Origin of the sequence: Halobacillus kuroshimensis DSM 18393 (assembly GCF_000425705.1) — a bacterium.
GTDB lineage: Bacteria > Bacillota > Bacilli > Bacillales > Halobacillaceae > Halobacillus > Halobacillus kuroshimensis.
The window spans coordinates 110,654-136,282 of sequence record NZ_AUDY01000010.1; the positions used below are offsets into that span (position 1 = coordinate 110,654).

The window sequence follows — 25,629 nt, forward strand, 5'->3', positions numbered from 1 at the left end:
GGGAGGAATGGAAAAATGCTTGTATCTTTAAACTGGTTGAACGAATACATTGATGTCAGCGCCTACTCTCCGGAGGAACTGGCTGAAATCATTACAAAAACGGGGATTGAAGTAGAAAGCGTGGAGCCTGTAGCAGAGGGCGTCACGGGGGTCGTCGTCGGACATGTGACATCCTGTATGCAGCATCCGAATGCGGATAAACTGAACCTCTGTCAGGTCGACGTTGGCGAAGAAACGCTTCAGATCGTATGTGGGGCGCCGAACGTGGCTGTGGGGCAGAAAGTCGCAGTCGCTGTACCGGGAGCCGTCCTTCCGGGAAACTTCAAAATTAAGAAAACGAAGCTTCGAGGGGAAGCGTCCAACGGGATGATCTGTTCGCTTCAAGAGCTTGGGGTGGATGAAAAGGATGTACCCAAGGAATATGCGGAAGGGATTTTCGTGTTCCCGGAGGATACAGAAATCGGTGCCGACGCTGTCTCTGAACTGAACCTTGATGATTTGATCATTGAGCTTGGTCTGACTCCGAACCGTTCGGATGCGATGAGTATGGCGGGAGTTGCTTATGAAGTAGCTGCTGCGATTGACGGCGCCTATACGCTGGCTGAAGAAAAAGTTGAAACCATTGATGAGAAAGCATCTGATCTGCTTACGGTTGAAGTAGACGACCCAGAGGCCAATCCTTATTACGGTGCTTTCGTCATCAAGGATGTTCAGATCGGCCCATCACCGTTATGGATGCGCAACCGTCTGACAGCGGCTGGAATCCGTCCGATCAATAATGTTGTGGATATTACCAACTATGTGTTAATGGAGTACGGCCAGCCCCTTCACGCATTTGACTATGACCGCTTCGGTTCTCAAACCATCCGCACACGTCGAGCGGAAGATGGCGAGAAAATCGTCACATTGGATGACCAGGAGCGCACATTGAACAGCCGTCACCTGGTCATAACGAATGGGGAACAACCGCATGCGATCGCCGGTGTGATGGGCGGAGCGGAATCAGAAGTCCAGGAAGATACGACTACGATCATCCTGGAAGCGGCGTATTTTGCCCCTTCTGTCGTTCGTGAAGCTTCCAAGGACCACGGGCTGCGCAGTGAATCAAGCTCACGTTTTGAAAAAGGGGTGGACCCTAACCGTGTAGAACGCGCCGGAAAGCGTGCCTGTGAGCTTCTTCAGAAGTATGCCGGCGGCCGTGTACTGGAAGGGAATGCTTCCTTCGACAAGCTGGACCGTTCCGAAAAGCAGGTGACCGTCCGTACGAGTGTGATCAATGACCGGCTCGGTACAGAGATTTCCAACGAGGAAATGGCTGATATTTTCCGTCGACTGCAGTTTGTATACAACCAGGACGGTGAGCAGTTCGATGTAACGATTCCGACCCGCCGCGGCGATATCACCATTTTTGAAGATATCCTTGAGGAAGTTGCGCGTATTTACGGCTATGATAATCTGCCATTCACCCTTCCGGAAGGAGAATCACAGGCAGGTGGACTCACTGTGAATCAACAGTTGAAACGCCGCGTGAAAGCATACTTCGAAGGTGCAGGTCTTCACGAAACCATTACGTATTCCCTGACACATAAAGATAAAGCCGTTATGCTCGTCAGTCCGGAAGTAGAGGAGGCAGCCGAGAGCCCTGTAGGTCTGGCAATGCCGATGAGTGAGGATCACGCCTACCTTCGGTTGAGCATCCTGCCTGAATTGCTCGAATCCTTATCTTATAACGTTGCCCGTCGTCAAGAGAACCTGGCCTATTATGAAGTAGGTACAGTATTCATTAGTGACGAGGAGGAAGTGACGAAGCAGCCATCCGAAATGCTGCGTGCCTCAGGAGCCCTTACCGGTGACTGGACGTCCCATCTGTGGCAGCAGGAGAAAAAAGCGGTTGACTTCTTTGTCGTCAAAGGCATTGTCGAAGGTCTTGGAGATCAGCTCGGCCTTTCCTTCACTTATGAAAAGGCGAAACTGCCATCCATGCACCCGGGCCGTACAGCTGTCATCCGTCACGGAGGCCGTGTCATAGGCTTTGCCGGTCAGGTGCATCCGAAGCTGCAGAAGGAATTCGGCTTGAAAGAAACATACGTGTTCGATCTTAATCTTGAAGCCTTGTTCCAGTCGTATGAAAAAGAAGAGACGTTCCGGGTCATTCCGAGACATCCTTCTGTTTCAAGGGATATTGCGCTGGTCGTGGATGAGGATGTATCAGCAGGTGCGATTGAAGCGACGATTTCTGAAGCAGGTGCGCCGCTTGTAAAAGATGTTCAAGTTTTCGACGTCTATCAGGGAGAGCATCTGGAAGCTGGCAAGAAGTCCCTTGCCTTCCGTCTGCTTTATCTTGATCCTGTTCGTACATTGAAAGACCAGGAAGTAGAAGAAGCCCATGAACAAATCTTAGCTGCTGTCAAAGACAAGCACGAAGCAGAACTTCGCGGGTAATGCAAAACCCCCGCCGGATGTCCCGGCGGGGGTTTTCTCTGTCACTTTACAAATTTTTTCGCTTTTTCGGTGTTGGCAAAGTGGACTTTCGCCAGTTCATCGAGCTTGTCTTCTCCATAGGCTTCAATGACGGCGGCAGCGGCCTTATCCACTTTCCCTGAAGCGCCCTTTGGAATCGGCAGCCCCGTATCGAATTCAAGCGTGTCCATCGCTTTGACGAAAGCTGACCGGGCAATGATCGATCCAGCTGCTACGGCAATGGAATAGCTTTCAGCTTTTGTCATGAAGTAGACGTTTTCCTGAAGCTGCTGTTTTTCAGACCGCAGATGCTTCTGATAGACATCCGGCTGGGAAAACTGGTCAACCAGGATCCCTTCCGGCTTTTCCGGAGCGATTTTTTCCAGCAGCCGGTTGATAGCCTGGTGGTGAAGGATCGTTTTCATTTTACCCTGGCTCCATCCTTTTTTCTGCAGCTGGTTGTATTTTTTATTAGGCAGACGCAGCAGGCTGTAAGGAATCTTCAAGGCAACCAGGTCCTTGGCCAGGTCGGTAATCTGTGCATCTGACAGATTTTTAGAGTCCTTAACACCGATGGCCTTCAACTGTGGAATCTGCTCCGCCGTTACATATGCGGCAGCGACAGTGATGGGGCCGAAATAGTCTCCGGTCCCGGCTTCATCCGATCCGATATGAGAGCTGGTAAATAAGCTTTCGGACGGATGATAGCGGTGGTGGGAGGAACTCTTCTTCTTCTGACCGGATGCAGAAGATCCAGTGCCCCATTTGTCGGCTTCTTCTTCAGGATTCTTCCCTTGGAAGAGGACTTTCCCTGAACGGTAGGCGGTAATGGTGCAGGCCGTTGTTTTTGCAGCAAATAATGCACTGGAAGGGACGTTCGGCTTGCTCTGGGATGCGTAATAGGTTTTCATTTTCTCTAAGGTTGAGGTGGGAAGTGTTAAGACAACTTGAGGCATAATTCGTTCCTTTCTTTCGTACCAAAATAATAACCACAGTATAGCAGAACGGCGTAAAAATGAGAACATTTGCGAAAAACATCCATATTGGTTTCCCTAAGGAGAATAGTCATGTTAATATTAAGTTTAGGATTGAGAGAAACTAGGGGGTATGAATGTGTCGCAGTCAGACCAAGAGAAAAAAAGAATCACCGTGGAGATCAATAAACGATCTTACACGATAGTTGGTCATGAAGAGCCTCATCATATCCGTATGGTATCGAGTCTGGTGGATCAAAAAATGCGTGAAATCCATGAAGCGAACCCTAGTCTGGATACTTCCATGCTCGCTGTATTGACCGCTGTGAATACAATGAATGAATACATTAAATTAAAAGACGAATGTGCGGAACTTATGAACTATATTGAAAAGCTAGAGAAAGAGGACGACAGAGAAAATGATTGATTTACTGCTATTGTTTCTTTTGTTTATCGGAATACTTACCGGGTTGAAGAGAGGGTTCATCCTTCAGCTCTTTCATTTAATCGGTTTTATTGTTGCCTTTGTGGTAGCTGTCATCTATTATGACGATCTCTCCCCGAAGCTTACCCTGTGGGTTCCCTACCCCGAACTGCCGGCAGACGCCACGTGGGCTGTATTTTTGGATAACCTCCCGCTTGAACAGGCTTTTTATAATGCAGTGGCCTTTGCCATCCTGTTTTTCGGAGCGAAGATTGTGCTTCATATTATAGCCTCCATGCTGGATTTTGTATCGGAGCTGCCGATTTTGAATTCATTGAATACCCTGCTGGGTGGCATACTAGGCTTCGTCGAGAACTATGTCATTCTATTTGTCGTGTTGTACATAGCCGCACTGGTACCTGTAGCCGGGGTGCAGAGTGCGTTGGACGGATCCCTGTTAGCCCAGCTGATCATTGAACATACGCCGGTGCTTTCCAATGAATTGGAAAATCTGTGGATTGAACACGTAGCGGGCTGAGCAGGTACGATTTAGGAATGAAGGTTGAGCCGCTGTGATAGTAATCATGGCGGTTTTTTCATGAGCATCTGCATCACTCATAAAAAAAGGAGACGATGAACAATGGCTGTCGATAAGAAACAGGTCATTAAATTGCTGGAACAAATCGCTGTTTATTTGGAATTGAAAGGCGAAAACCCATTTAAAATATCCGCCTACCGGAAAGCGGCCCAGGCGTTGGAGCGGGATGACCGCTCCCTGAGTGAGATCGATGATTTTACAAAGATGAATGGAATCGGGAAAGGAACGGCGGCGGTCATCGACGAATATATCGCCAACGAAGAATCTGATACGCTGAAGCAGCTGCAGGCAGAAGTTCCTGAAGGGCTCGTTCCTCTCTTGGACCTGCCGGGACTTGGCGGCAAAAAGCTGGCCAAGCTTTACCAAAAGCTTGAGGTGACGGACGCAGAAACGCTGAAAGAAGCACTGGAATCCGGCAGGGTGGAGGAACTGGAAGGTTTCGGTAAAAAGTCTGCCGAAAAAATGCTGAAAGCTCTTGAAGACGCCCATTCCCGCCCAGAGCGTCTGCCGATTGCAATCATGCTGCCGCTGGCAGAGAAGGTGGAAGCTTACTTGGAGCAGGCGGGGACGTTTAAGCGCTTTTCCCGCGCAGGCAGTCTGCGGAGAATGAGAGAAACAATCAAGGATCTTGATTTTATTATTGCGTCGGAGAACCCGGCAGCAACAAGAGATGAGCTTCTGGCTTATCCAGACGTGAAAGAAGTCGTCGCTTCCGGGGAAACAAAGGTTTCCATCGTTGTTCATGAAGGCTATGATATCGGCATTGACTTCCGTATCGTGGCGCCTCATGAATTTGCGACCACCCTTCATCATTTTACCGGATCCAAAGACCATAACGTGGCTATGAGACAGCTGGCGAAAGAGCAGGATGAAAAAATCAGCGAGTACGGAATTGAAGACATCCATACGGGTGAAGTGAAAACTTTTGAATCCGAGGAAGACTTCTTTAAGCATTTTGATCTCCACTTCATCCCTCCGGAGGTCCGTGAGAATTATGGAGAGGTGGAAAAATTTAAGGAAAAGATCCAATTTGTCGATCTTCCTGATATACGTTCCGATCTTCATATGCACTCGACGTGGAGTGACGGCGCCCAGTCCATTAAGGAAATGGCTGAAAGAGCGAAGGAAAAAGGGTATGACTACATCGTCATTACCGACCACTCCAAGTATTTGCGAGTGGCAAACGGTTTGAATGAAAAACGATTGCGCGAGCAGCGGAAAGAAATTGAAGAAATCAATGAAACGATGGAAGATTTTCATATATTTGCAGGCATAGAGATGGACATCCTCCCAGACGGAAGCCTCGACTTTGAGGATGACTTTCTTAAAGAGATGGACTTCGTAATCGCGTCGATTCACTCAAGCTTCCAACAATCCGAGGAGCAGATTATGGAACGATTGATGAATGCCCTGGAGAATCCGCATGTGCATATGATTGCCCACCCTACGGGACGTTTAATTGGACGTCGTGAAGGCTACGCGGTAAATCTAGAACAGTTGATTGAAGGAGCAGCACGCACAGGTACCATTCTTGAGCTGAACGCCAACCCCAACCGTCTCGATTTGAACTGGGAGTGGCTCATGAAGGCTCAGGAAGCCGGTGTGAATATCGCCATCAACACGGATGCTCACAGCTACGCCATGCTGGAGCACATGAGAATTGGTGTCGGCACCGCCCGTAAAGGCTGGTTAAGAAAAGAAACGGTTGTGAACACATGGACGAAAGAGCAGTTCATGGACCAATGTAAGATTCGTAAGTAGGAATAAAAGGAGTCGGTCAGGCATGAATCAAAGAATCCTTCATGTACTTGAATACAAAAAAATAATCGAACAGCTCAATGAGCAGGCAGCCTCTTCTTTAGGGAAAGAGAAGGCAGCAGCACTCAAGCCGTCATCAGATCTTGATGAAGTCATCCAGCTGCAGAAAGAAACAGATGAAGCCGGGCAGGTCCTCCGTTTAAAAGGGCATGTACCTCTTGGTGGGATCTTTGATATTAAGCCGAGCATTAAGCGCACAACCATTGGCGGAACACTGAGCCCGCTGGAGTGTCTGGATATAGCGAGCACCATTTACGGCGGCCGTCAGCTGAAACGTTTCATAGATGATATGGAAGAGCCGGAAATGCCGATTCTGAGAGAACTGGCAGCCAGTCTTGTTCCCTTAAAAGAACTGGAGCAGGAAATCAGGAACTGCATCGACGAGCATGGAACAGTGATGGATGGGGCTTCTGAAAAACTCCGCACCATCCGCTCCAGCATCCGGACGTATGAGAGCCGGGTGAGGGACAAAATGGATTCCTTTACAAAATCAAAATCCAAAATGCTCTCAGACTCCATTGTGACCATCCGTAACGAACGTTACGTCCTCCCGGTCAAACAAGAGTACCGAGGCTCGATTGGAGGGATTGTCCATGATCAGTCTTCTTCAGGAGCCACCTTGTTTATCGAACCTCAGTCCGTTGTAGATTTGAACAATAACCTGCAGGAAGCTCGCGTAAAGGAAAGAAATGAGATTGAAAAGATTCTCAAGGAACTATCTGAATCGATCGCTGAAGAACACGCGGTCTTGTCGTACAATGTGCGGATTCTTGGACAGATCGATTTCATGTTTGCCAGAGCCAAACTCGGACAGCAGATGAAAGCCTCCATGCCCGCTATGAATGATGAAGGTCGTATTAAAATGAAGCAGGCGAGACACCCTCTAATCGACGGGGATGAAGTAGTCCCGAACGATATTGAGATCGGAGAGGATTACACATCCATCGTCATTACCGGTCCGAACACCGGTGGTAAAACCGTCACCCTGAAGCTGATCGGCTTATGTACGCTTATGGCTCAGTCCGGCCTGCAGGTCCCCGCGCTTGATGGATGTGAGCTTGCGGTATTCAAAGAAGTCTATGCCGATATAGGGGATGAGCAGTCCATCGAACAGAGCTTATCTACGTTCTCTTCCCATATGACTAACATCGTGGATATTTTAGATAAGGTCGACCATCAATCCCTTGTCTTATTCGATGAATTGGGAGCAGGAACAGACCCGCAGGAGGGGGCCGCTCTTGCGATGTCAATCCTGGATGAGGTCGTTCAACGGGACGCCCGCGTCATTGCTACGACTCACTATCCAGAGCTGAAAGCCTACGGATATAACCGGGACGGTGTAATTAATGCCTCAGTGGAGTTTGACATCCAGACATTGAAACCGACGTACCGGCTGTTGATCGGTGTCCCGGGACGCAGTAACGCTTTTGAGATATCCAGACGTCTTGGTTTGAAGGAAGACGTGATTGAATCTGCGAAAAGCCATATCGGTGTCGATTCACAGAGTGTGGAAAATATGATTGCCTCTCTCGAAGAGTCTAAGCGTGAAGCCGAACGCGACTATGAAGAAGCCGAAGAGATGCTTGCCTCGGCAGAGAAGCTGAAGCGTGAACTGGAGGAAAAATGGAATCAGTTCGAAAATCAACGGGAAAAGCTGTATGAAAAAGCGGAGCAGAAAGCAGAAAAAGCCATCCAACAGGCCCGTGAAGAAGCGGAAACCATTGTCGGCGAAATCCGTAATATGAAAACCCAGTCGCAGATGAAAGAGCATGAGTGGATTGAAGCCCGGAAGATGTTTGACGAGGCGCAGCCTGAGCTGGCGAAGAAAAAAGCCAAGGAAGCTCCGACACCTAAAAAGAAAGAAACAAAAGAACTGAAGCCGGGTGACGAAGTGAAGCTGCTTACACTCAACCAGCAGGGTACCATCGTGCACCAGACGGGAAAAAATGAATATCAGGTCCAAGTTGGAGTTATGAAGGTAAAAGCGAAACGAAAAGAGCTTGAATTCGTAAAAGCTAAAGAGCCTTATAAAGAAAAGCCGATGGCGACGGTAAAAGGAAAAAGTTTTCATGTAAAAACAGAACTGGACCTGCGCGGGGAGCGTTACGAAGATGCCCTGAACCGGTTGGAGAAGTATGTGGATGATGCGCTGCTTGCCGGATATCCGCAAGTGTCCATTATCCACGGAAAAGGTACAGGAGCGTTGCGGACAGCGGTTCAGAACTATGCGAAAAACCACCGGAGCATAGCCTCCCACCGTGCAGGGGGGATGAATGAAGGTGGAAGTGGAGTCACCGTACTGGAACTCCGCTAATGTTCAAAGAAAAGGGGAGCGGGAGCGAGTATGACTGATTTTTGGGAACATCCATTAGTGGAAACAGCCGCCAGTTACAGTGTTGTCGTCCTGTGTCTGGTCGTATTCATGGCGATTTTTGAAATTGTGACTTCCTACAACAACTGGGAGGAAATAAAAAAAGGCAATCTCGCCGTAGCTATGGCTACGGGCGGGAAACTATTCGGAATCGCTAACATATTCCGCTTCTCCATTGAACATAATGATGCCCTCACCCAGACGATGGGATGGGGCCTTTACGGCTTCTGTCTTCTGCTTGGCGGGTATTTCATCTTTGAATTTTTAACGCCTTCGTTTAAGATTGACGAGGAAATTGCTGCGGACAACAGGGCTGTCGGTTTTATTTCCCTCATCATATCCGTCGGTCTTTCCTATGTGATCGGGGCGAATATTATTTAGGGAGCGAGTCGTTTGGAAACATTAGCGAAAGTCCTCATGGTCGTTGCCGCTCTATTTCTCATAGTCGGTATATTGTTTTTCATCATTTAGCTATGGCGTGTGTTGTATCCTCCTGAACGAGTGTGGATCACAGCTGATATCCCGGGACGTGAGAAGGATGCATCAACAGCTCCTGATGGGAGACGTCCGAAAACGTACAAAAAGAGAACGATTGAATTCATCGGAGACAGACTCCGGTGAATTTTTTTATTTTCTGTAGAATCCTGTCAAATATTCTCAAAATTTTAAATTGTATTTCAAATGTTGGGAAAGTGTCGTTATAATAGAAGAGAAGATAAAAAAGGGGGCATGTGAGTATGACAGACTTTCAGCGTCCATGGCACAAGTACTACCCGCCGGAAGTACCGGTGGAAATGGAGTACGACCAACGTCCACTGCAGGATTACCTGCGCGATACCGCTCAAGCTTACGGAGGAAAGAAAGCGCTTTATTTTATGGGGAAGGAGCTTTCCTATAAGGAAGTGTACGATCAATCCCTCGCTGTAGCCAGTTACCTGCAGCAGCTGGGTGTGGAAAAGGGGGACCGCGTTTCGATCATGCTGCCCAACTGTCCACAGTCGGTCGTTGCCTATTACGGTGTGCTTCTTGCTGGTGGGATCGTCGTTCAGACGAACCCGCTGTATATGGAGAGGGAACTGGAGTACCAGATGAAGGACTCTGGAGCCAAGGTCATCATTTGTCTCGACATACTGTATCCGAAGGCAGCGAATGTGAAGCCCGAAACGGACCTGGAACATATTATAGTGACGGGGATTAAGGATTACCTTCCATTTCCTAAGAATAAGATTTATCCTTTTATACAGAAGCGCCAGTATCAAGTCCTCGTTAAACCGGAGCAATCGACGGACACCCACCTCTGGACCCACCTTTTAAAGGAGAGCACTCGGGAAGTAAAGCCGGTTGATGTGGATCCTTTGGAGGATTTAGCGCTGCTGCAGTATACCGGCGGCACGACTGGATTTCCAAAAGGGGTGATGCTGACCCATTACAATTTGATCGTCAATACACAGATGGCGAAGAAATGGCTGTATAAATGCAGGGACGGAGAAGAGCGGGTGCTTGCCATCCTGCCATTCTTCCACGTGTACGGCATGACTTCGGTGATGAACTTGTCGGTCATGATGGGCAACAAAATGATCCTTATGCCGAAATTCGATGCGGAAGCCGTATTGAAGGTAATCGAGAAACAGCGTCCGACGCTTTTCCCTGGAGCACCGACCATTTATATTGCGCTGTTGAACCATCCAAATTTGAAGAAATATGATCTATCCTCGATTGAAGCCTGCATCAGTGGTTCTGCGCCTCTCCCGGTTGAAGTGCAGGAACAATTTGAGAAAATCACCGGAGGCCGTCTCGTAGAGGGGTATGGTTTGACTGAAACGTCACCGACCACGCATTCCAACCTTATCTGGGGACACCGGATCAGCGGAAGCATCGGGATTCCATGGCCGGATACAGACTCCAAAATTTTCAGGATGGATGCGGATGAGGAAGCGGACTATGGAGAAATCGGGGAAATTGTCGTCAAAGGACCTCAAGTCATGAAGGGATATTGGAACCGTCCGGAGGAAACAGCTCAGGTGTTGAGTGAAGACGGCTGGTTCCGGACCGGGGATATGGGCTATATGAACGAAGATGGTTATTTCTATATTGTTGACCGTAAAAAGGATATGATCATCGCAGGTGGGTACAACATTTACCCGCGTGAAGTGGAGGAAGTGCTGTATGAGCACTCCGAAGTGCAGGAAGCGGTTGTAGTCGGAGTACCGGATCCGTATCGCGGGGAAACCGTCAAAGCTTTCATCGTAAGAAAGCAGGACAGCGATATTACGGAAGACGAACTGAATGAATTCTGCAGGAAGCATATGGCGGCCTTTAAAGTACCGCGGTTATATGAATTCAGAGATGAGCTTCCGAAGACGGCTGTAGGTAAGATTCTGCGTCGTCAGCTCGTCGAGGAGGAGAAGGCGAAGTATGAAGAATCCGAAAGTATTCAATAAACATAAAAAAGAAAGTTGACAGAATATTTCCTTGAATGTAATATAATAAGTGAATGATGATTCATTCATTTTCAGTATACAGATCAAGGAGATATCCACATGAAAAAAAACAAACCAAAATTCAAACAGATTATAGATGCAGCGGTCGAGGTCATTGCTGAAAATGGGTACCACTCCTCACAGGTATCAAAGATTGCTAAAAAAGCAGGAGTGGCTGACGGCACGATTTATTTGTACTTCAAAAACAAGGAAGATATCCTCGTTTCACTGTTCCAGGAGAAAATGGGGCAGTTCATAGAAAAGATTGAGCAGGAAACCACCTCCAGGCAGTCAGCGGATGAAAAGCTCCATACGTTGATCCATACGCACTTTGAGCAGCTGGCTGCCGATCACCATCTGGCTATTGTCACCCAGTTGGAGCTGAGACAATCAAACAAGGACTTAAGACAGAAGATCAACAATGTCTTAAAGCGCTATTTGAATGTCATCGACCAAATCGTCGAGGAAGGTGTGGAGGAAGGGCTGTTCCGCAATGGCTTGGACCGCCGTCTCGTGCGTCAGATGATTTTCGGGATGATGGATGAGACGGTAACCAACTGGGTCATGAAGGATCAGCGTTATAACATAGTAGACCAGGCAAGTGAAGTCCATAGCTTGATTATCTATGGATTAGCCCGGAATCGTGAAGAAGAGGAGAGGTAATGTTGTCAACGTTAACGATGGAAATCCATAACCATGTCGCAGAGATTACCCTGCAGAGTCCTCCGGCCAATGCTTTGTCGAGTCATATTCTAAAGGATCTTTCCGCGGAACTGGATAAGGTGGAGCAGGACGCATCCGTCAAGGCCATCCTTCTGAAAGGCGAAGGAAGATTTTTCTCAGCCGGGGCAGATATTAAGGAATTCACGACACTGCAGGGCGCGGATGATTACAAATCCCTGTCCTCCAAGGGACAGAAGCTTTTTCAGCGGATTGAACACTTCCATGTTCCAGTAATCGCATCCATACACGGAGCTGCCCTTGGAGGCGGCCTGGAACTGGCGATGGCCTGTCACATCCGCTACGCAGCAGAAGATGCCAAACTCGGACTTCCGGAAATCAATCTTGGAATAATTCCCGGATTCGCAGGGACCCAGCGGCTTCCGAGATATGTCGGAGCAGCTAAAGCGTATGAAATGATTTTGACGGGTGTTCCGATCACCGGGCAGGAAGCGGCGGCCAGCGGGCTGGTTAACAAGAGCTTTTCTGCTGAGGAAGTGCATGGGGAAGCATCAAAGCTGGCTGCTGCTATTGCGGAGAAGAGTGGTCCGACGATTCATCATGTGATGAATCTCGTTCCCCTGACACACAATCCTCAGTTTGAGGAAGGGAACCGCGCTGAGGCGGAAGCCTTTGGCGATGTATTTGGGAAAGAGGATGCCAAAGAAGGCATTCAGGCGTTTATTGAGAAGAGGAAACCTGATTTCAAACATTAATGCTTTAGGAGGTCATAGACAATGAACATTTATGTACTGCTTAAAAGAACGTTTGATACAGAGGAAAAGATTGCGGTCAATGGTGGAGCGATTGCTGATGACGGAGCCGAATACATCATCAACCCTTATGATGAATATGCCGTGGAGGAAGCGATCAATCTCCGTGACGCCCACGGCGGTGAGGTTACGGTCGTAACGATTGGCGAGGAAGACGCTGAGAAACAGCTTCGTACAGCACTGGCGATGGGGGCGGACAAAGCCGTCTTAATTAATACAGAGGATGACCTTGAAGAAGGAGACCAGTTTACAACCGTCAAGATTTTAGAGGCCTTTTTCGAGGGTAAGGAAGCTGACATCATATTAGCTGGTAACGTCGCGATTGACGAGGCCAGCGGTCAGGTTGGCCCGCGCCTGGCAGAACGTCTTGATATAGCCTGTGTGACAACGATCACGAAGATCGAAGTCGATGGCACGACCGTCAATATCGAGCGGGATGTGGAAGGTGATGTAGAGAAAGTTGAAACTTCTCTGCCATTGCTCGTTACGTGCCAGCAGGGATTGAACGAGCCGCGCTATCCATCTCTTCCTGGAATCATGAAAGCGAAGAAAAAGCCGCTGGAAGAGCTTGAGATAGATGATCTGGACTTAGAGGAAGATGATGTAGAAGCGAAAACAACCACCATGGAGATTTTCCTTCCGCCTGCGAAAGAAGCGGGTAAGGTTCTTGAAGGGGAAGTCGACGATCAGGTGAAAGAATTGGTTTCCTTACTAAAAACTGAAGCGAAAGTTCTGTAAATAGACAAAGGGAAAGGAGAATGGGTTATGAGCAAAAAAGTATTGGTCATTGGTGAATCGAGAGAGGGATCTCTTCGTAACGTAACTTTTGAAGCAATTGCTGCAGCGAATCTCGTCAGTGATGGCGGCGAAGTAGTCGGTGTCCTCTGCGGAGATGGGGATTTGAAGGGAATGGCACAGGAAATGGTCTACTACGGCGCCGCACGTGTCATCACTGTTTCAAACCCGGAATTGAAAACGTATACATCTGATGGATATGCCCAGGCGGTCCAGCAGGTCATTGACGATGAGTCTCCGGAAGGGATCATCATGGGGCATACCGCCATCGGGAAGGACTTGACGCCGAAGCTTGCCAGCAGGCTGGAGTCCGGGCTGATTTCAGATGCAACGGAAGTTGTAGTCGAAGGCGGAGATATCGTCTTCACCCGTCCGATTTATTCTGGTAAAGCTTTTGAAAAGAAAAAGATTACAGACGGATTGATTTTTGCTACCATTCGTCCAAACAACATTCCGTCCCTGAATCGTGATGATTCCTTGACCGGTGCGGTGTCAGAGAAAGAGGTTCAAATCTCCAACATCCGCACAATCATTAAAGAAGTCCTGAAAAAATCCTCCGATGGTGTGGATTTATCCGAAGCCAAAGTCATTGTAGCCGGAGGACGCGGTGTGAAAAGTGCAGAAGGGTTCGAGCCGCTTGAAAAGCTGGCCGAAGCGCTCGGCGGAACCGTAGGGGCCTCCCGCGGTGCGTGCGATGCCGGTTACTGCGACTACTCCCTGCAGATCGGTCAGACAGGGAAGGTTGTTACACCAGACCTCTACATTGCCTGCGGGATTTCCGGTGCGATTCAGCACTTAGCGGGAATGTCCAATTCCAAAGTCATTGTAGCCGTCAATAAAGATCCGGAAGCGAATATTTTCAATGTAGCTGATTACGGCATCGTCGGTGACTTGTTCGATGTCATCCCGAAACTGACCGAAGAAATCAAGCAGATGAAAGTAAACGCATAGGAAAAAGCCGGAGCCGATCATTTGGCTTCGGCTTTATTCCATGTTTAAATAAGGTATAAACAAAATATTAGTCACTAACAATAGATAGTGATATACTCTTTACAGACTAAAAGGTCGAGGAGGAATTATAGTATGGCAATTGTAAAAGCTACTGATCAAACATTTACAGAAGAAACAGGCCAGGGACTTGTCCTTGCAGATTTCTGGGCACCTTGGTGCGGACCTTGTAAAATGATCGCTCCTGTATTGGAAGAAATCGATGCGGAAATGAGCGACCAAGTGAAAATCGTGAAACTCGATGTTGATGAAAACCAGGAAACAGCTGGTAAGTTCGGCGTTATGAGTATCCCGACACTGCTTCTTTTCAAAGACGGCCAGGTTGTTGACCAGGTTATCGGCTTCCAGCCTAAAGAAGCGCTAACTGAAATCATTACGAAACATGCCTGAGTAAAAAGGTGATCGTAGAAAGCCGCGCTGTATGCAGCGCGGCTTTTATCATGCATAAATGTACCGGTCGTGTGGTATTTTCATTATATATCCTTCTGACAGTATGGAGTGAAAACAATGAATTCAACGATTAAGGAGAAACTGGCCGTTTTACCAGACCAGCCCGGCTGTTATTTAATGAAAGATAAGCATGGGACAATTATTTATGTGGGGAAATCCAAAGTATTGAAGAACCGCGTGCGCTCCTACTTTACCGGAGCCCATGACGGGAAGACCCAGCGTCTTGTGCGGGAGATCGTCAATTTTGAATACATTGTCACCACCTCTGAAATAGAGGCTCTAATTCTTGAGATGAACCTGATCAAAAAGTATGACCCGAAATACAATGTTCTATTGAAAGATGATAAGACTTATCCTTATTTGAAGGTGACCGGTGAACGTCATCCCCGACTGATTGTAACGAGGAATGTGAAGAAAGATAAGGGGAAATACTTCGGTCCCTATCCGAACGTCATTGCGGCAAGGGAAACGAAGAAACTGCTTGACCGGCTGTACCCTCTAAGAAAATGCAACACGATGCCGGACCGCGTCTGTCTGTACTATCATATGCACCAGTGCCTTGGCCCCTGTGAGTACAAGGTTACAAAACAGACGAATGATGAAATCGTCCAGCAGATTACTTCCTTCCTGAACGGTGGACATAAGGAAATCAAAAAAGATTTGAAGCAGAAAATGCTCGATGCGTCTGAGGAACTCGATTTTGAGCGGGCCAAGGAACTCAGGGATCAGATCGAACACATTGAATCGGTCATGGAGCAGCAGAAGATGACCATGAACGATCAAGTGGACCGGGATATTTTTGGATACAGCTATGATAAAGGGTGGATGTGCGTGCAGGTCTTTTTCATCCGCCAGGGCAAGCTGATCGAACGCGACGTCTCGCTGTTCCCGTTCTTTGATGATCCGGAAGAAACCTTCCTCAGCTACATCGCCAGGTTTTACCTGCATCAAAACCACCCGTATCCAAAGCAGGTGCTCGTGCCTGTGGCGACGAACGTAGATGTTCTGGAAGGTGCCATCGATACGAAGGTTATGATTCCGATGCGCGGGCGCAAGAAGGAACTGGTGGAACTGGCAATGAAAAACGCCAAGATTTCCCTTGAAGAGAAGTTCGCCTTGATTGAGCGGGATGAAGAGCGGACGATTAAAGCGGTTGAATCGCTGGGAGAGAAGCTTCATATTGAAACCCCGCACCGGATTGAGGCGTTTGATAACTCCAATATCCAGGGAGCGGATCCGGTTTCAGCGATGGTCGTCTTTACGGACGGCCGTGCCGATAAAAAAGAGTACAGAAAATACAAAGTCCGGGATGTTAAAGGCCCGGATGACTATGAAACGATGCGCGAAGTGGTTCGAAGGCGCTACCAGCGTGTCTTAAAAGAAGACCTTCCGCTCCCGGATCTGATTGTCGTTGATGGAGGAAAAGGACAGATGTCAGCGGCCTTGGATGTATTGGAGAATGAGCTGGGGATAGATGTTCCGCTCTGCGGCCTAGCCAAGGACGATAAGCACAAGACGAGCGAACTCCTGTATGGAGATCCTCCTTCGCCGGTGGATCTGGATAGGAAATCGCAGGAATTTTACCTCGTCCAGCGGATTCAGGACGAAGTCCACCGATTCGCCATCTCCTTCCACAGGCAGCTGCGCGGAAAGGGAGCCATCCAGTCTGAGCTGGATGAAATTCCTGGTGTCGGTCAAAAGCGGAGACGCCTTCTGCTTCGTCATTTTAAGTCCGTGACAGAAATCAAGGAAGCGGATATTCAGTCAATTACGAAGCTCGGAATTCCGGAACCCGTAGCCAACACGATCCTCATTCATTTGAATGATAACCAGGACGACCCTGATGAACAAGAAGAACCAGCTGAGGAATAACAGCTGGTTCTTTTCTTATGCTTTCATCGCTTTGATTTCCACGACATTTTCTTTTTTATTGACTTCTTCAAAGCACTCATATGTATCATCCGTCATTTGTTTAATGGATTCGGAAAGAAATCCGCATTCCATACGAAAATCCACGTCCAGCAGTTTTTGGTGGAGGCGTTTTTCAATCATGTGCCCTTTCAGGTGAAAGGTGTATTCGTTTTTCTTTTCTTTTATTTTAACGAGCTCTCCCCAGCCCATGTACTGGAAGAATTCAAAGAGCTCATCGAAGGTTTCAAGACTGGTCTGTCGTGCCATGTTTTTCCCCATATAATAAAGGAGATAAGGGGCATCCTTTCCAAGAAAGTCAGGGAGGGCGAAGTAGCGCATTAAATCGAACCCTGCTCCGGTGCCCACAAGCGATGAAATGTTGCTTGTTGTTAGTTTCGTAGATTCTTTCAAAACGCTCATTCCTTTCTCCCTTTATTATCACTCGAAATCTTCAGTGGTGCAATATGATTTCTCTCATTTTATCAAAAGGAAATAAATGTGTATTTTTGAACATTTTATAATCCCGCTTTCTTGACGCTTATTCGGGATAGAAGTACAATAAACATGTCACAAATTGTACATTCGTCAGACGAGTTTAGGGAATGGGGCTTTTCCTATAATTTTTTTAAGCGGAATTAAAGCGCTTAACTGTCTGAAAAATGTCCATATTCAATCTGTTACTATCTTGAGGGGGGTAAATATGGCGGGAACGCGCGGATACGTCAATCGAAGACTACATTCATTACTGGGAGTTATTCCAATCGGGATCTTTTTGATTCAGCACTTGACTGTAAACTATTTTGCAACACGTGGTCCACAGGCATTCAATGATGCGGCACACTTCATGGAGAGTCTGCCTTATCGGTATGTGCTGGAAACATTTATCATTTTCCTACCACTGTTGTTTCACGCAATTTATGGTGTGTATATTGCCTTTACAGCCAAAAGCAACTTGTCTAATTTCGGATATTTCCGGAACTGGATGTTCATTTTCCAAAGAATCACAGGGATTGTTACGCTGATCTTTATCGCGTGGCACGTCTGGGAGACACGGATCGCCATCGGTTTTGGATGGGCGGATCTTAACTACCAGTTGATGGAAGGGATTTTAACGGAGCCGTTCTTCTTCTGGTTCTATGTAATCGGTGTAATCTCTACAACCTTCCACTTTTCCAACGGACTGTGGTCTTTCTTTGTCAGCTGGGGCATCACCGTGTCACCACGCTCTCAGAAGATCATGACCTACGTAAGCATCATCGTTTTCGTTGCCATTTCCTATGTTGGAGTGCGCACGTTGATTCAGTTTGCCTACGGAATTTAAAACTATGAACATAACAATGGCAGTTTTATAGATTTTCAGTACTTAAGGGAGTGAGCTTCAATCATGACAAATAAAAATATTGTTGTTGTCGGCGGCGGCCTGGCCGGCTTGATGGCAACAATTAAAGCAGCAGAACAAGGGGTTCACGTAGATCTTCTATCTATTGTGCCCGTTAAACGTTCTCACTCTGTATGTGCCCAGGGCGGAATTAACGGGGCCGTCAATACAAAAGGGGAAGGGGATTCCCCGTGGGAGCACTTTGATGATACGGTCTACGGCGGCGACTTCCTCGCCAACCAGCCACCGGTGAAAGCGATGTGTGATGCAGCGCCCGGCATCATTCACCTTCTGGACCGTATGGGGGTCATGTTCAACCGTACGCCGGAAGGGCTTCTCGATTTCCGACGTTTCGGCGGAACCCAGCACCACCGGACAGCCTATGCGGGAGCTACGACAGGGCAGCAGCTTCTTTACGCCCTTGATGAACAGGTCCGCCGCCACGAGGTGAACGGTCTTGTAACGAAATACGAAAACTGGGAGTTCCTTTCCGCGATTATCGGCGACGATGGCGTCGGCCGTGGAGTGATCGGACAGAACTTGAGCACCCATGAAATTAAAGCGTTCCCTTCCGATGCCGTCATTATGGCAACCGGAGGTCCCGGGATTATCTTTGGTAAGTCCACCAACTCGGTCATCAATACGGGCTCTGCTGCCGGATCCTTGTATCAGCAGGGTGTGAACTATGCCAACGGTGAGTTCATCCAGATCCACCCGACTGCTATTCCCGGTGATGATAAACTGCGCCTGATGAGTGAGTCGGCACGTGGAGAAGGTGGACGTGTCTGGACATACAAAGACGGGGAGCCATGGTATTTCCTTGAGGAAAAATATCCGGCATACGGAAACCTTGTGCCGCGTGATATCGCAACGAGGGAAATTTTCGACGTTTGTGTTAACCAGAAACTGGGAATCAACGGAGAAAACATGGTATACCTTGATCTCTCTCATAAAGATCCTAAGGAACTGGATGTTAAGCTTGGCGGCATCATTGAGATATATGAGAAGTTCGTCGGTGAAGATCCGAAGAAGGTTCCGATGAAAATTTTCCCTGCCGTACACTATTCGATGGGCGGCATGTGGGTCGACTATGATCAGATGACCAACATTCCTGGTATTTTTGCTGCCGGTGAATGTGATTATACGCAGCACGGAGGCAACCGTCTCGGAGCCAACTCACTTCTTTCCTCCATTTACGGCGGTATGGAAGCAGGTCCGAATGCTGTGAAATACCTGGATGGTCTTGAAACCCTTGCGGACGATATGAGTTCAGCTCTGTTTGATAAAGCCGTCAAAGAAGAGCAGGACAAATTCGAGAAAATTATGAGTATGGACGGCGACGAAAACGCCTACCAGATTCATAAAGAGCTTGGGGAATGGATGACGGATAACGTGACCGTTGTCCGTGATAATGACAAGCTGTTGGAGACGGATAAAAAGATTGTTGAGCTGATGGAACGTTATGAACGCATCAACATCAACGATACATCCCGCTGGAGTAACCAGGGAGCTATGTTTACCCGCCAGCTTTGGAATATGCTGCAGCTGGCCCGTGTCATCACACAGGGGGCCTATAACCGTAATGAAAGCCGCGGTGCCCATTATAAGCCTGAATTCCCGGATCGTAACGATGAAGAATGGCTGAAGACAACGGTAGCAAGCTACGACAAAGAAAATAACAAGCCGGTTTTCCGTTATGACGATGTCGATACATCCTTAATCGAGCCTCGTAAACGTGACTACTCGAAGAGTAAATAAAGGAGGTAACGATCATGAGCGAAAATAAAATGATTACGATGATCATCAAACGGCAGGACGATCCTGATCAGTCTCCGTATGAAGAGAAGTTTGAGATTCCGTATCGTGAAAATATGAATGTCATCTCTGCGCTTATGGAAATCCGCCGTAACCCTGTCAATGCAGATGGCCAGGCGACGACCCCTGTCTATTGGGACATGGGCTGCCTGGAAGAAGTATGTGGGGCCTGTTCTATGGTGATTAACGGAACACCACGACAATCCTGTACAGCGCTGGTGGATCAGCTGGAACAGCCGATCCGCCTGGAGCCGATGTCCACGTTCCCGATCAACCGTGACCTTGCTGTTGACCGGAGCCGGATGTTTGATTCCTTGAAAAAGGTCAAAGCCTGGATCCCGATCGATGGAACATACGATCTTGGTCCTGGACCACGTATGGCCGAAAGCAAGCGTCAGTGGGCCTATGAGCTTTCCAAATGTATGACATGTGGTGTCTGCCTGGAAGCCTGCCCGAACGTAAACAGCAAGTCCGACTTTATCGGACCTGCACCGTTGTCCCAGGTGCGCCTGTTCAACTCCCATCCGACAGGGGAAATGAACAAGAGCGAGCGCCTGCAGACGATTATGGATGGCGAAGGTCTGATGGGCTGCGGGAACGCACAAAACTGCGTACAGTCCTGTCCGAAAGGCATTCCTTTGACGACATCCATTGCTGCATTGAACCGTGATACCGCCGTTGAATCTTTCAAGAGCTTCTTTGGCAGTGATAAGCAGGTATAAGTCTTTACGAAGGACCCCGGAACTGACCGGGGTCCTTTTTCTTTTTCCATATGTGAAAGGGGTTGTAGGACTTGAGAAGGATAGTATAATAGATGTGACTGAAATTCGCTCGAGTAAGAAGGTGAGCCGTAGTATGAAAAACTTCAAATGGTCTCAATGGATTGTTTTGACCTTTTTTATTGTATCAGCGTGCTATTTAATTATCTTATCGGTAACCCAGCCCTATCTTGGGATTGATGCTGAACAGCAGGAAAGCGGCTGGGTCATTACCGATGTAGAGAGTGGGGGCTGGGCGGACAGGCAGGACGTCCCGCCGGGATCTGTTATTCTCTCTGTGGATGGGGGGAATCCGGGTCTCCATCATTCTCTTACGATGTTCAACGAACTGGAAAATGCCCAGTCCTTCAGGGTGGAATCTTCCGGAGAAGTGCTCCGTTACAGCGATATCGACCAGTTCAGCCGGGTGCACTGGGTGTTTTATATTCTGCTTCCTGCTCTGTTTTTTGTGGCGATTCTAGGAATCTCTTATCTGGTTCATAAACGGGTGCCTAAACGGTATTCGGCGGAACAGCTGATTTTGTATTTCCTGGCGATTGCTACGGCTTATTTGAGTAACAGTGGAGCTGTAAGAGATGACTTGTATAGTCTTGTTTTGAATACCAGTTTATTCCTGATTGCTCCTGTTATCCTTCTCCATTTCCTGCACAATTATTTTCAGGAATTGAAGGTCATCTGGTTCTCTAAGAACTTTCTCTATTTCTTATACGCTGCCATGGCAGGTGTTTCCCTGCTGGATACGTATTATTTAGTGACTCTTCAAAACCCGCCCTACTTTCAACTGGTGCCGCTCACGTGTCTGCTTGGGTTGTATATCATTACCTTTGTGATCGTGTACAGGGGCGTATTTATTTACCGGCATGCCGCTGTCGGACCTGTCTTTAAGTATATGGCGATCGGGATGACCGTCGCGTTTTTCCCTTATATTCTTCTTTACCTGATTCCTTTTCTCGTATCCGGTGTGACCATTGTGTCGTTGGAGTTCGGTGCCGTGTTTCTAATCGCTATTCCAGCCACCTTCATGTATTTGATTACACGGGAACAGCTGATTGATATCAATTTCATTATGAACCGCCTGCGCTATTACTTTATCCTTTCTGTTCTGCCGTCTTTTGTTTTGACAGCTGCCATCGGGTGGATCGTATCCGGCTTATCGATGGTGTCCTTCATCCAGCTGTATTTATTGATGCACACGGCGCTGATTGCTTTCTTATCATTAAAGGAAGTGCTTGACGTCCGTATGCAGCGGTTTCTCTTTTCAGCACGGTACAGTTACCAGGAAAGTATGCACCGACTGGCCAGCGACATGAAGGATCAGTCCAATGCGGTCGATTTGATGAAGGTCGTGAGGGATGAAATTAAAAACGTGATGAGTGTACGCGACATTTACATTTTCTCCAAACACAATAAGCGGAAGATGTACTGTGTCTACAACGAAATTCCTGAGGGAATTGTCGACCATTTTGACGACCACCTGTTCCATCAACCCTATGATATCGGATCCATCATTGAAACGGAAAAAGGATTCGGGGTCGTCGTCGGACTGTCGCTTGAGAAGATGACGATGCTCTGGTGCCGGGGAAAGAAAGACTTCACGACGTTAAATAGAGATGAAAAAACGTATTTACAAACCATCTCTCATAATGCCAACATTGCAATAGAGAATATGAATTTGATTGAGGACCTGGTCAAGGAGCTCCGGACATTGAGGAACGATCAGACGCAGAAGTATCCGGCATGGCTGTCCCGGCTCTTATTTACGATTGCGGAGAACCAGCGGAAGCAGCTGTCGATCGATATCCACGATACGGTGCTTCAGGAACAGCTGTACCTGTATCGTAAAATGGACGACCTGATCCGCAACCGGACCGATTTATCCACGAGTCTTCATGCAGAGTTGAAGATGTATAAGGAATCTCTTCTGGACAGTATTCACCTCACAAGGGAAACGTGTAACGAGCTGCGGCCGGCCTTCATCGAAGAACTCGGCCTCGTGCAGTCATTGAAGAATTTGATCCATCAGTATCAGCTTCGTTCCAATTTCACCGTCTACTTTTCTCATGAACGGTTTGAATCAGAGCTGGATCAAGAAAGGATTCTCGGAATTTTCCGGATTGTCCAGGAGCTTTTAACGAATGCGATGAAGCATTCCGGTGCGAAGATCGTCAAACTCTCTCTTTTCAATGAGAAGGACCAGGTGGTTCTCTACTATTCAGATAATGGAAAAGGAATGGATTATTCCATGAAGCGCGACTTGTTTTCCCATATCGGACTTTCTGGAATCGAGCAGAGGGTCAACGGTTTAAATGGAAGTCTGGAAATCACCACAGCACCAGGGGAAGGATTCAGGACGACCATCACTTTCCCCTATCCGTCACACAAGGAGGTCCAGCACGTATGATTCACGTATTAATTGTCGACGACCACCCCGCGGTTGGAGCAGGCACGAAAGCGATGCTCGAGCAGGAGGGGGATATGCAGGTGGATGTCATCCACGAAACCGACCATCTGGAAAGCTGCCTCGAAAAGAAAGCCTACGATGTGCTGCTTCTGGATTTGTATATGCCAGGCCTGAACGGCATTGAACTGGCCAAACGCCTCAGAAAAACGTTCCCGGATATTAAAATGCTGATCTATACCGGATTTGATTTGAGCACGCATTTCAATATGATTGTGGAAGCGGATATCAACGGCTTTGTCAGCAAGACTGCAGCAAGTGAACAGCTGGTTACAGCGATCAAAGCCGCTCTAAGAGACGAAGTGATTATTCCGCTCCACCTTTTCAAGCAGCTGCGCCGGACAGAAGCCTGCACGGCGGAAACGATTGAGTCGGCTGAAAACAAAGGAATCTCCTTGAATGAAAAAGAGCAGTCGATTTTAAAGGAAGTCGCTTCCGGTTTCACCAACAGGGAAATCGCCCAGACGCTCCATATGTCCCAGCGGAGCGTGGAATACACGCTCACGGGCATCTTCAACAAGCTGAACGTCCGTTCGAGGACGGAAGCCCTTTTCAAAGCCCAGGAACTCGGGCTTGTGTCTAAATCATGAAAGCGTAGCACACGGGGGCTAATCCCCTCATACGATACAAAGACTAAATAATTCCCCTCAAGAAAAGCTCAGGAACAACAAGGAGGGGTACGCTTGTGAAGGAGGACGGCTATCGGCCAACACAAATTCTTACCAAGCGGGAGCGAGAAGTCTTCGAGCTTCTAGTACAGGATAAGACGACAAGGGAGATCGCAAAAGAGCTCTTCATTTCGGAGAAAACTGTGCGGAACCACATTTCAAATGCCATGCAGAAGCTAGGAGTGAAAGGCCGTTCCCAGGCAGTGGTTGAACTGCTGCGTATGGGTGAACTGGAGCTTTAATTCCATGAAGCAGCAGAGGCATTGGCCTGTGGAATGGAGGGAGTCCTTTCAGGTAGGGTCTGTCACGTGGTGATGATCATACCTGAAAGGGTTTTTTTGTATCGCCGGATACATTCACCTTGAAATTTTAGTGAGAAACGACCACAATGATATTTATCAAGTCATTTCGTTAGGAGTGCTGAATGTGGCTGAAACCCAGCAGACATCCATGATCGCTGATGTAGAGAAGGAACTTCGTTACATATCCGGGATCATTAAACAAAGAGGACGAGTTATCCTGAATCATTACTCGATTACAGCTCCGCAGTTTGTTGCGCTGCAGTGGCTGATGGAAAAAGGGGACTTAACGATCGGGGAACTCTCCAATCATATACACCTGGCCTGCAGTACGACAACGGACCTTGTCGACCGTATGGAGAAAAACGAGCTGGTTGAGCGGGTCAGGGATCCGAAGGACCGCCGGGTCGTCAGGATCCATGTACTGAGCAAAGGACAGAAGATCATTCATGAAGTGATCGAAAAACGACAGAACTACCTGGAAAACGTGTTGAGAAATGTTCCGGAAGAAGATGTGGAAACGCTGAACCGTCTGCTCCACGTCCTTCACGGGAACATGATTGAAATCGATAAAGAAGAACATTAAGGCATAAAAGAGGGATGCAGAGTGAAACAGGCAATCGGAGTCATTGATTCTGGCGTCGGGGGACTGACGGTAGCGAGAGAGTTGATGAGGCAGTTACCAAAGGAAACCTTTATCTATCTTGGGGATACGAAGCGGTGCCCGTACGGTCCGCGTTCAGAGGAAGAAGTGCGGGCGTTCACATGGCAGATGGTCAATTATCTGCTTGGGAAAAATATTAAAATGCTTGTTGTCGCGTGTAACACAGCGACGGCTTATACGCTGGCTGAGCTGCAGGAAGAACTGGATATCCCGGTCATCGGAGTCATTGATCCGGGGGCACGTGCCGCCATCAAAGTCAGCCAGAACAAGCGGATCGGCGTTATTGGTACAGAAGGGACCATTGAAAGTAAAGCCTATCCGCAGGCGCTTGCTTCCATTGATCAGGACATCCGGGTGAACGATTTGGCCTGTCCGCCGTTTGTCCCGATGGTCGAAGAGGGGATCTTATCCGGACCGAAAGCGGAAGGAATCGTTTCCCGAACGCTGCAGCCATTGAAGGACATGAATCATATTGATACATTGATTCTCGGCTGCACCCATTATCCGCTCATCAAGGATCTAGTCCAGAACGAGATGGGGGATCACATCCAAGTGATCAGCTCCGGTGAGGAAACGGCCCGTGAAGCGAGCCTGATTCTTGCCTATCACAAAGCACTGGAAACCGATGACCATACACCAAGGCATGAATTTTACACGACCGGCGATATGGAGAAATTCCGTCTCGTCGCCAACAGCTGGTTTGAAGAGCCGATTCAGATCCTGAAATCGGTAGAACTGGAACACGTATCAAGCTCCGCCTGATTCAGGCGGAGTTTTTTCATATGC

The 25,629-nt window shown here is 48.0% G+C and carries 23 protein-coding genes; 21 read left to right on the plus strand and 2 right to left on the minus strand.

Features of this window, described 5'->3' with window-relative positions:
• The first annotated feature begins 15 nt into the window (after positions 1-15).
• On the plus strand, positions 16-2,442 hold the full coding sequence (gene pheT, locus H615_RS0110975; protein WP_027955192.1) for a phenylalanine--tRNA ligase subunit beta: 2,427 nt from the start codon (positions 16-18) through the stop codon (positions 2,440-2,442).
• 41 nt (positions 2,443-2,483) lie between these two features.
• Here pheT and rnhC read toward each other — a convergent pair whose 3' ends face one another.
• Positions 2,484-3,416, minus strand: a complete 933-nt coding sequence (gene rnhC / locus H615_RS0110980; protein ID WP_027955193.1) for a ribonuclease HIII — start codon at positions 3,414-3,416, stop codon at positions 2,484-2,486.
• 151 nt (positions 3,417-3,567) lie between these two features.
• On the opposite strand from rnhC, the gene zapA reads away from it, so the two are divergent.
• The 12 genes from zapA to uvrC all read left to right on the plus strand — a co-directional run bounded on the left by zapA (position 3,568) and on the right by uvrC (position 16,743).
• Positions 3,568-3,861 carry a cell division protein ZapA gene (zapA, locus tag H615_RS0110985; RefSeq protein WP_035531990.1) on the plus strand — a complete coding sequence of 98 codons (294 nt, stop codon included), beginning with the start codon at positions 3,568-3,570 and terminating at the stop codon, positions 3,859-3,861.
• Positions 3,854-4,396, plus strand: coding sequence for a CvpA family protein (locus H615_RS0110990; RefSeq protein ID WP_027955195.1), 543 nt, complete (start codon positions 3,854-3,856; stop codon positions 4,394-4,396). The genes zapA and H615_RS0110990 overlap by 8 nt, the downstream gene beginning before the upstream one ends.
• Before the next feature lie 102 nt (positions 4,397-4,498).
• Positions 4,499-6,217 (plus strand): DNA polymerase/3'-5' exonuclease PolX, encoded by a 1,719-nt coding sequence (gene polX / locus H615_RS0110995; RefSeq protein WP_027955196.1) that lies wholly within the window; start codon positions 4,499-4,501, stop codon positions 6,215-6,217.
• Between the two features lie 22 nt (positions 6,218-6,239).
• Positions 6,240-8,588, plus strand: a complete 2,349-nt coding sequence (locus H615_RS0111000) for an endonuclease MutS2 (RefSeq protein WP_027955197.1) — start codon at positions 6,240-6,242, stop codon at positions 8,586-8,588.
• Between the two features lie 30 nt (positions 8,589-8,618).
• A complete protein-coding gene (locus H615_RS0111005) occupies positions 8,619-9,026 on the plus strand; it encodes a DUF350 domain-containing protein (protein WP_027955198.1) in 408 nt (135 codons plus the stop codon).
• Between the two features lie 356 nt (positions 9,027-9,382).
• Positions 9,383-11,086 (plus strand): long-chain-fatty-acid--CoA ligase, encoded by a 1,704-nt coding sequence (locus tag H615_RS0111010; RefSeq protein ID WP_027955199.1) that lies wholly within the window; start codon positions 9,383-9,385, stop codon positions 11,084-11,086.
• Between the two features lie 99 nt (positions 11,087-11,185).
• Positions 11,186-11,788, plus strand: a complete 603-nt coding sequence (locus tag H615_RS0111015; RefSeq protein WP_027955200.1) for a fatty acid metabolism transcriptional regulator FadR — start codon at positions 11,186-11,188, stop codon at positions 11,786-11,788.
• Positions 11,788-12,561 carry an enoyl-CoA hydratase gene (locus tag H615_RS0111020; RefSeq protein WP_027955201.1) on the plus strand — a complete coding sequence of 258 codons (774 nt, stop codon included), beginning with the start codon at positions 11,788-11,790 and terminating at the stop codon, positions 12,559-12,561. Before H615_RS0111015 ends, H615_RS0111020 begins: the two co-directional genes overlap by 1 nt.
• A 21-nt stretch (positions 12,562-12,582) precedes the next feature.
• On the plus strand, positions 12,583-13,356 hold the full coding sequence (locus H615_RS0111025; RefSeq protein ID WP_027955202.1) for an electron transfer flavoprotein subunit beta/FixA family protein: 774 nt from the start codon (positions 12,583-12,585) through the stop codon (positions 13,354-13,356).
• A gap of 27 nt (positions 13,357-13,383) precedes the next feature.
• A complete protein-coding gene (locus H615_RS0111030) occupies positions 13,384-14,364 on the plus strand; it encodes an electron transfer flavoprotein subunit alpha/FixB family protein (protein ID WP_027955203.1) in 981 nt (326 codons plus the stop codon).
• A 90-nt stretch (positions 14,365-14,454) separates the two neighbouring features.
• Complete coding sequence (gene trxA / locus H615_RS0111035) at positions 14,455-14,811, plus strand: thioredoxin (protein ID WP_280513303.1); 357 nt, start codon at positions 14,455-14,457, stop codon at positions 14,809-14,811.
• A gap of 117 nt (positions 14,812-14,928) precedes the next feature.
• Entirely contained in the window at positions 14,929-16,743 is a 1,815-nt protein-coding gene (uvrC, locus tag H615_RS0111040) for an excinuclease ABC subunit UvrC (protein WP_027955205.1), read from the plus strand.
• A gap of 15 nt (positions 16,744-16,758) precedes the next feature.
• Here uvrC and H615_RS0111045 read toward each other — a convergent pair whose 3' ends face one another.
• Entirely contained in the window at positions 16,759-17,202 is a 444-nt protein-coding gene (locus H615_RS0111045; RefSeq protein WP_027955206.1) for a YslB family protein, read from the minus strand.
• Between the two features lie 280 nt (positions 17,203-17,482).
• Here H615_RS0111045 and H615_RS0111050 point away from each other — a divergent pair, with 280 nt between their 5' ends.
• From H615_RS0111050 to racE, 8 genes are all read left to right on the plus strand, one after another.
• The gene (locus tag H615_RS0111050) at positions 17,483-18,103 is read left to right on the plus strand and encodes a succinate dehydrogenase cytochrome b558 subunit (protein ID WP_027955207.1); all 621 of its coding nucleotides are present in this window, start codon (positions 17,483-17,485) and stop codon (positions 18,101-18,103) included.
• 63 nt (positions 18,104-18,166) lie between these two features.
• Positions 18,167-19,918 carry a succinate dehydrogenase flavoprotein subunit gene (gene sdhA, locus H615_RS0111055; RefSeq protein ID WP_027955208.1) on the plus strand — a complete coding sequence of 584 codons (1,752 nt, stop codon included), beginning with the start codon at positions 18,167-18,169 and terminating at the stop codon, positions 19,916-19,918.
• Positions 19,919-19,932: 14 nt separating this feature from the next.
• Positions 19,933-20,697 carry a succinate dehydrogenase iron-sulfur subunit gene (gene sdhB / locus H615_RS0111060; RefSeq protein ID WP_027955209.1) on the plus strand — a complete coding sequence of 255 codons (765 nt, stop codon included), beginning with the start codon at positions 19,933-19,935 and terminating at the stop codon, positions 20,695-20,697.
• Positions 20,698-20,830: 133 nt separating this feature from the next.
• Positions 20,831-23,155 carry a sensor histidine kinase gene (locus H615_RS0111065; protein ID WP_027955210.1) on the plus strand — a complete coding sequence of 775 codons (2,325 nt, stop codon included), beginning with the start codon at positions 20,831-20,833 and terminating at the stop codon, positions 23,153-23,155.
• On the plus strand, positions 23,152-23,802 hold the full coding sequence (locus tag H615_RS0111070) for a response regulator transcription factor (protein WP_027955211.1): 651 nt from the start codon (positions 23,152-23,154) through the stop codon (positions 23,800-23,802). Before H615_RS0111065 ends, H615_RS0111070 begins: the two co-directional genes overlap by 4 nt.
• Positions 23,803-23,897: 95 nt before the next feature.
• Positions 23,898-24,122 (plus strand): helix-turn-helix domain-containing protein, encoded by a 225-nt coding sequence (locus H615_RS0111075; RefSeq protein WP_008635211.1) that lies wholly within the window; start codon positions 23,898-23,900, stop codon positions 24,120-24,122.
• Positions 24,123-24,330: 208 nt separating this feature from the next.
• Positions 24,331-24,765: a MarR family winged helix-turn-helix transcriptional regulator gene (locus H615_RS0111080; protein ID WP_051254695.1), complete on the plus strand. Its 435-nt coding sequence runs from the start codon at positions 24,331-24,333 to the stop codon at positions 24,763-24,765.
• Between the two features lie 21 nt (positions 24,766-24,786).
• Complete coding sequence (gene racE, locus H615_RS0111085; RefSeq protein ID WP_027955213.1) at positions 24,787-25,605, plus strand: glutamate racemase; 819 nt, start codon at positions 24,787-24,789, stop codon at positions 25,603-25,605.
• Positions 25,606-25,629 lie beyond the last annotated feature (24 nt).

Coding starts and splice junctions, on each gene's coding strand:
- pheT (WP_027955192.1), top strand. CDS start 16: ATGCTTGTATCTTTAAACTGGTTGAACGAATACATTGATGTCAGCGCC.
- rnhC (WP_027955193.1), bottom strand. CDS start 3,416: ATGCCTCAAGTTGTCTTAACACTTCCCACCTCAACCTTAGAGAAAATG.
- zapA (WP_035531990.1), top strand. CDS start 3,568: ATGAATGTGTCGCAGTCAGACCAAGAGAAAAAAAGAATCACCGTGGAG.
- H615_RS0110990 (WP_027955195.1), top strand. CDS start 3,854: ATGATTGATTTACTGCTATTGTTTCTTTTGTTTATCGGAATACTTACC.
- polX (WP_027955196.1), top strand. CDS start 4,499: ATGGCTGTCGATAAGAAACAGGTCATTAAATTGCTGGAACAAATCGCT.
- H615_RS0111000 (WP_027955197.1), top strand. CDS start 6,240: ATGAATCAAAGAATCCTTCATGTACTTGAATACAAAAAAATAATCGAA.
- H615_RS0111005 (WP_027955198.1), top strand. CDS start 8,619: ATGACTGATTTTTGGGAACATCCATTAGTGGAAACAGCCGCCAGTTAC.
- H615_RS0111010 (WP_027955199.1), top strand. CDS start 9,383: ATGACAGACTTTCAGCGTCCATGGCACAAGTACTACCCGCCGGAAGTA.
- H615_RS0111015 (WP_027955200.1), top strand. CDS start 11,186: ATGAAAAAAAACAAACCAAAATTCAAACAGATTATAGATGCAGCGGTC.
- H615_RS0111020 (WP_027955201.1), top strand. CDS start 11,788: ATGTTGTCAACGTTAACGATGGAAATCCATAACCATGTCGCAGAGATT.
- H615_RS0111025 (WP_027955202.1), top strand. CDS start 12,583: ATGAACATTTATGTACTGCTTAAAAGAACGTTTGATACAGAGGAAAAG.
- H615_RS0111030 (WP_027955203.1), top strand. CDS start 13,384: ATGAGCAAAAAAGTATTGGTCATTGGTGAATCGAGAGAGGGATCTCTT.
- uvrC (WP_027955205.1), top strand. CDS start 14,929: ATGAATTCAACGATTAAGGAGAAACTGGCCGTTTTACCAGACCAGCCC.
- H615_RS0111045 (WP_027955206.1), bottom strand. CDS start 17,202: ATGAGCGTTTTGAAAGAATCTACGAAACTAACAACAAGCAACATTTCA.
- H615_RS0111050 (WP_027955207.1), top strand. CDS start 17,483: ATGGCGGGAACGCGCGGATACGTCAATCGAAGACTACATTCATTACTG.
- sdhA (WP_027955208.1), top strand. CDS start 18,167: ATGACAAATAAAAATATTGTTGTTGTCGGCGGCGGCCTGGCCGGCTTG.
- sdhB (WP_027955209.1), top strand. CDS start 19,933: ATGAGCGAAAATAAAATGATTACGATGATCATCAAACGGCAGGACGAT.
- H615_RS0111065 (WP_027955210.1), top strand. CDS start 20,831: ATGAAAAACTTCAAATGGTCTCAATGGATTGTTTTGACCTTTTTTATT.
- H615_RS0111070 (WP_027955211.1), top strand. CDS start 23,152: ATGATTCACGTATTAATTGTCGACGACCACCCCGCGGTTGGAGCAGGC.
- H615_RS0111080 (WP_051254695.1), top strand. CDS start 24,331: ATGATCGCTGATGTAGAGAAGGAACTTCGTTACATATCCGGGATCATT.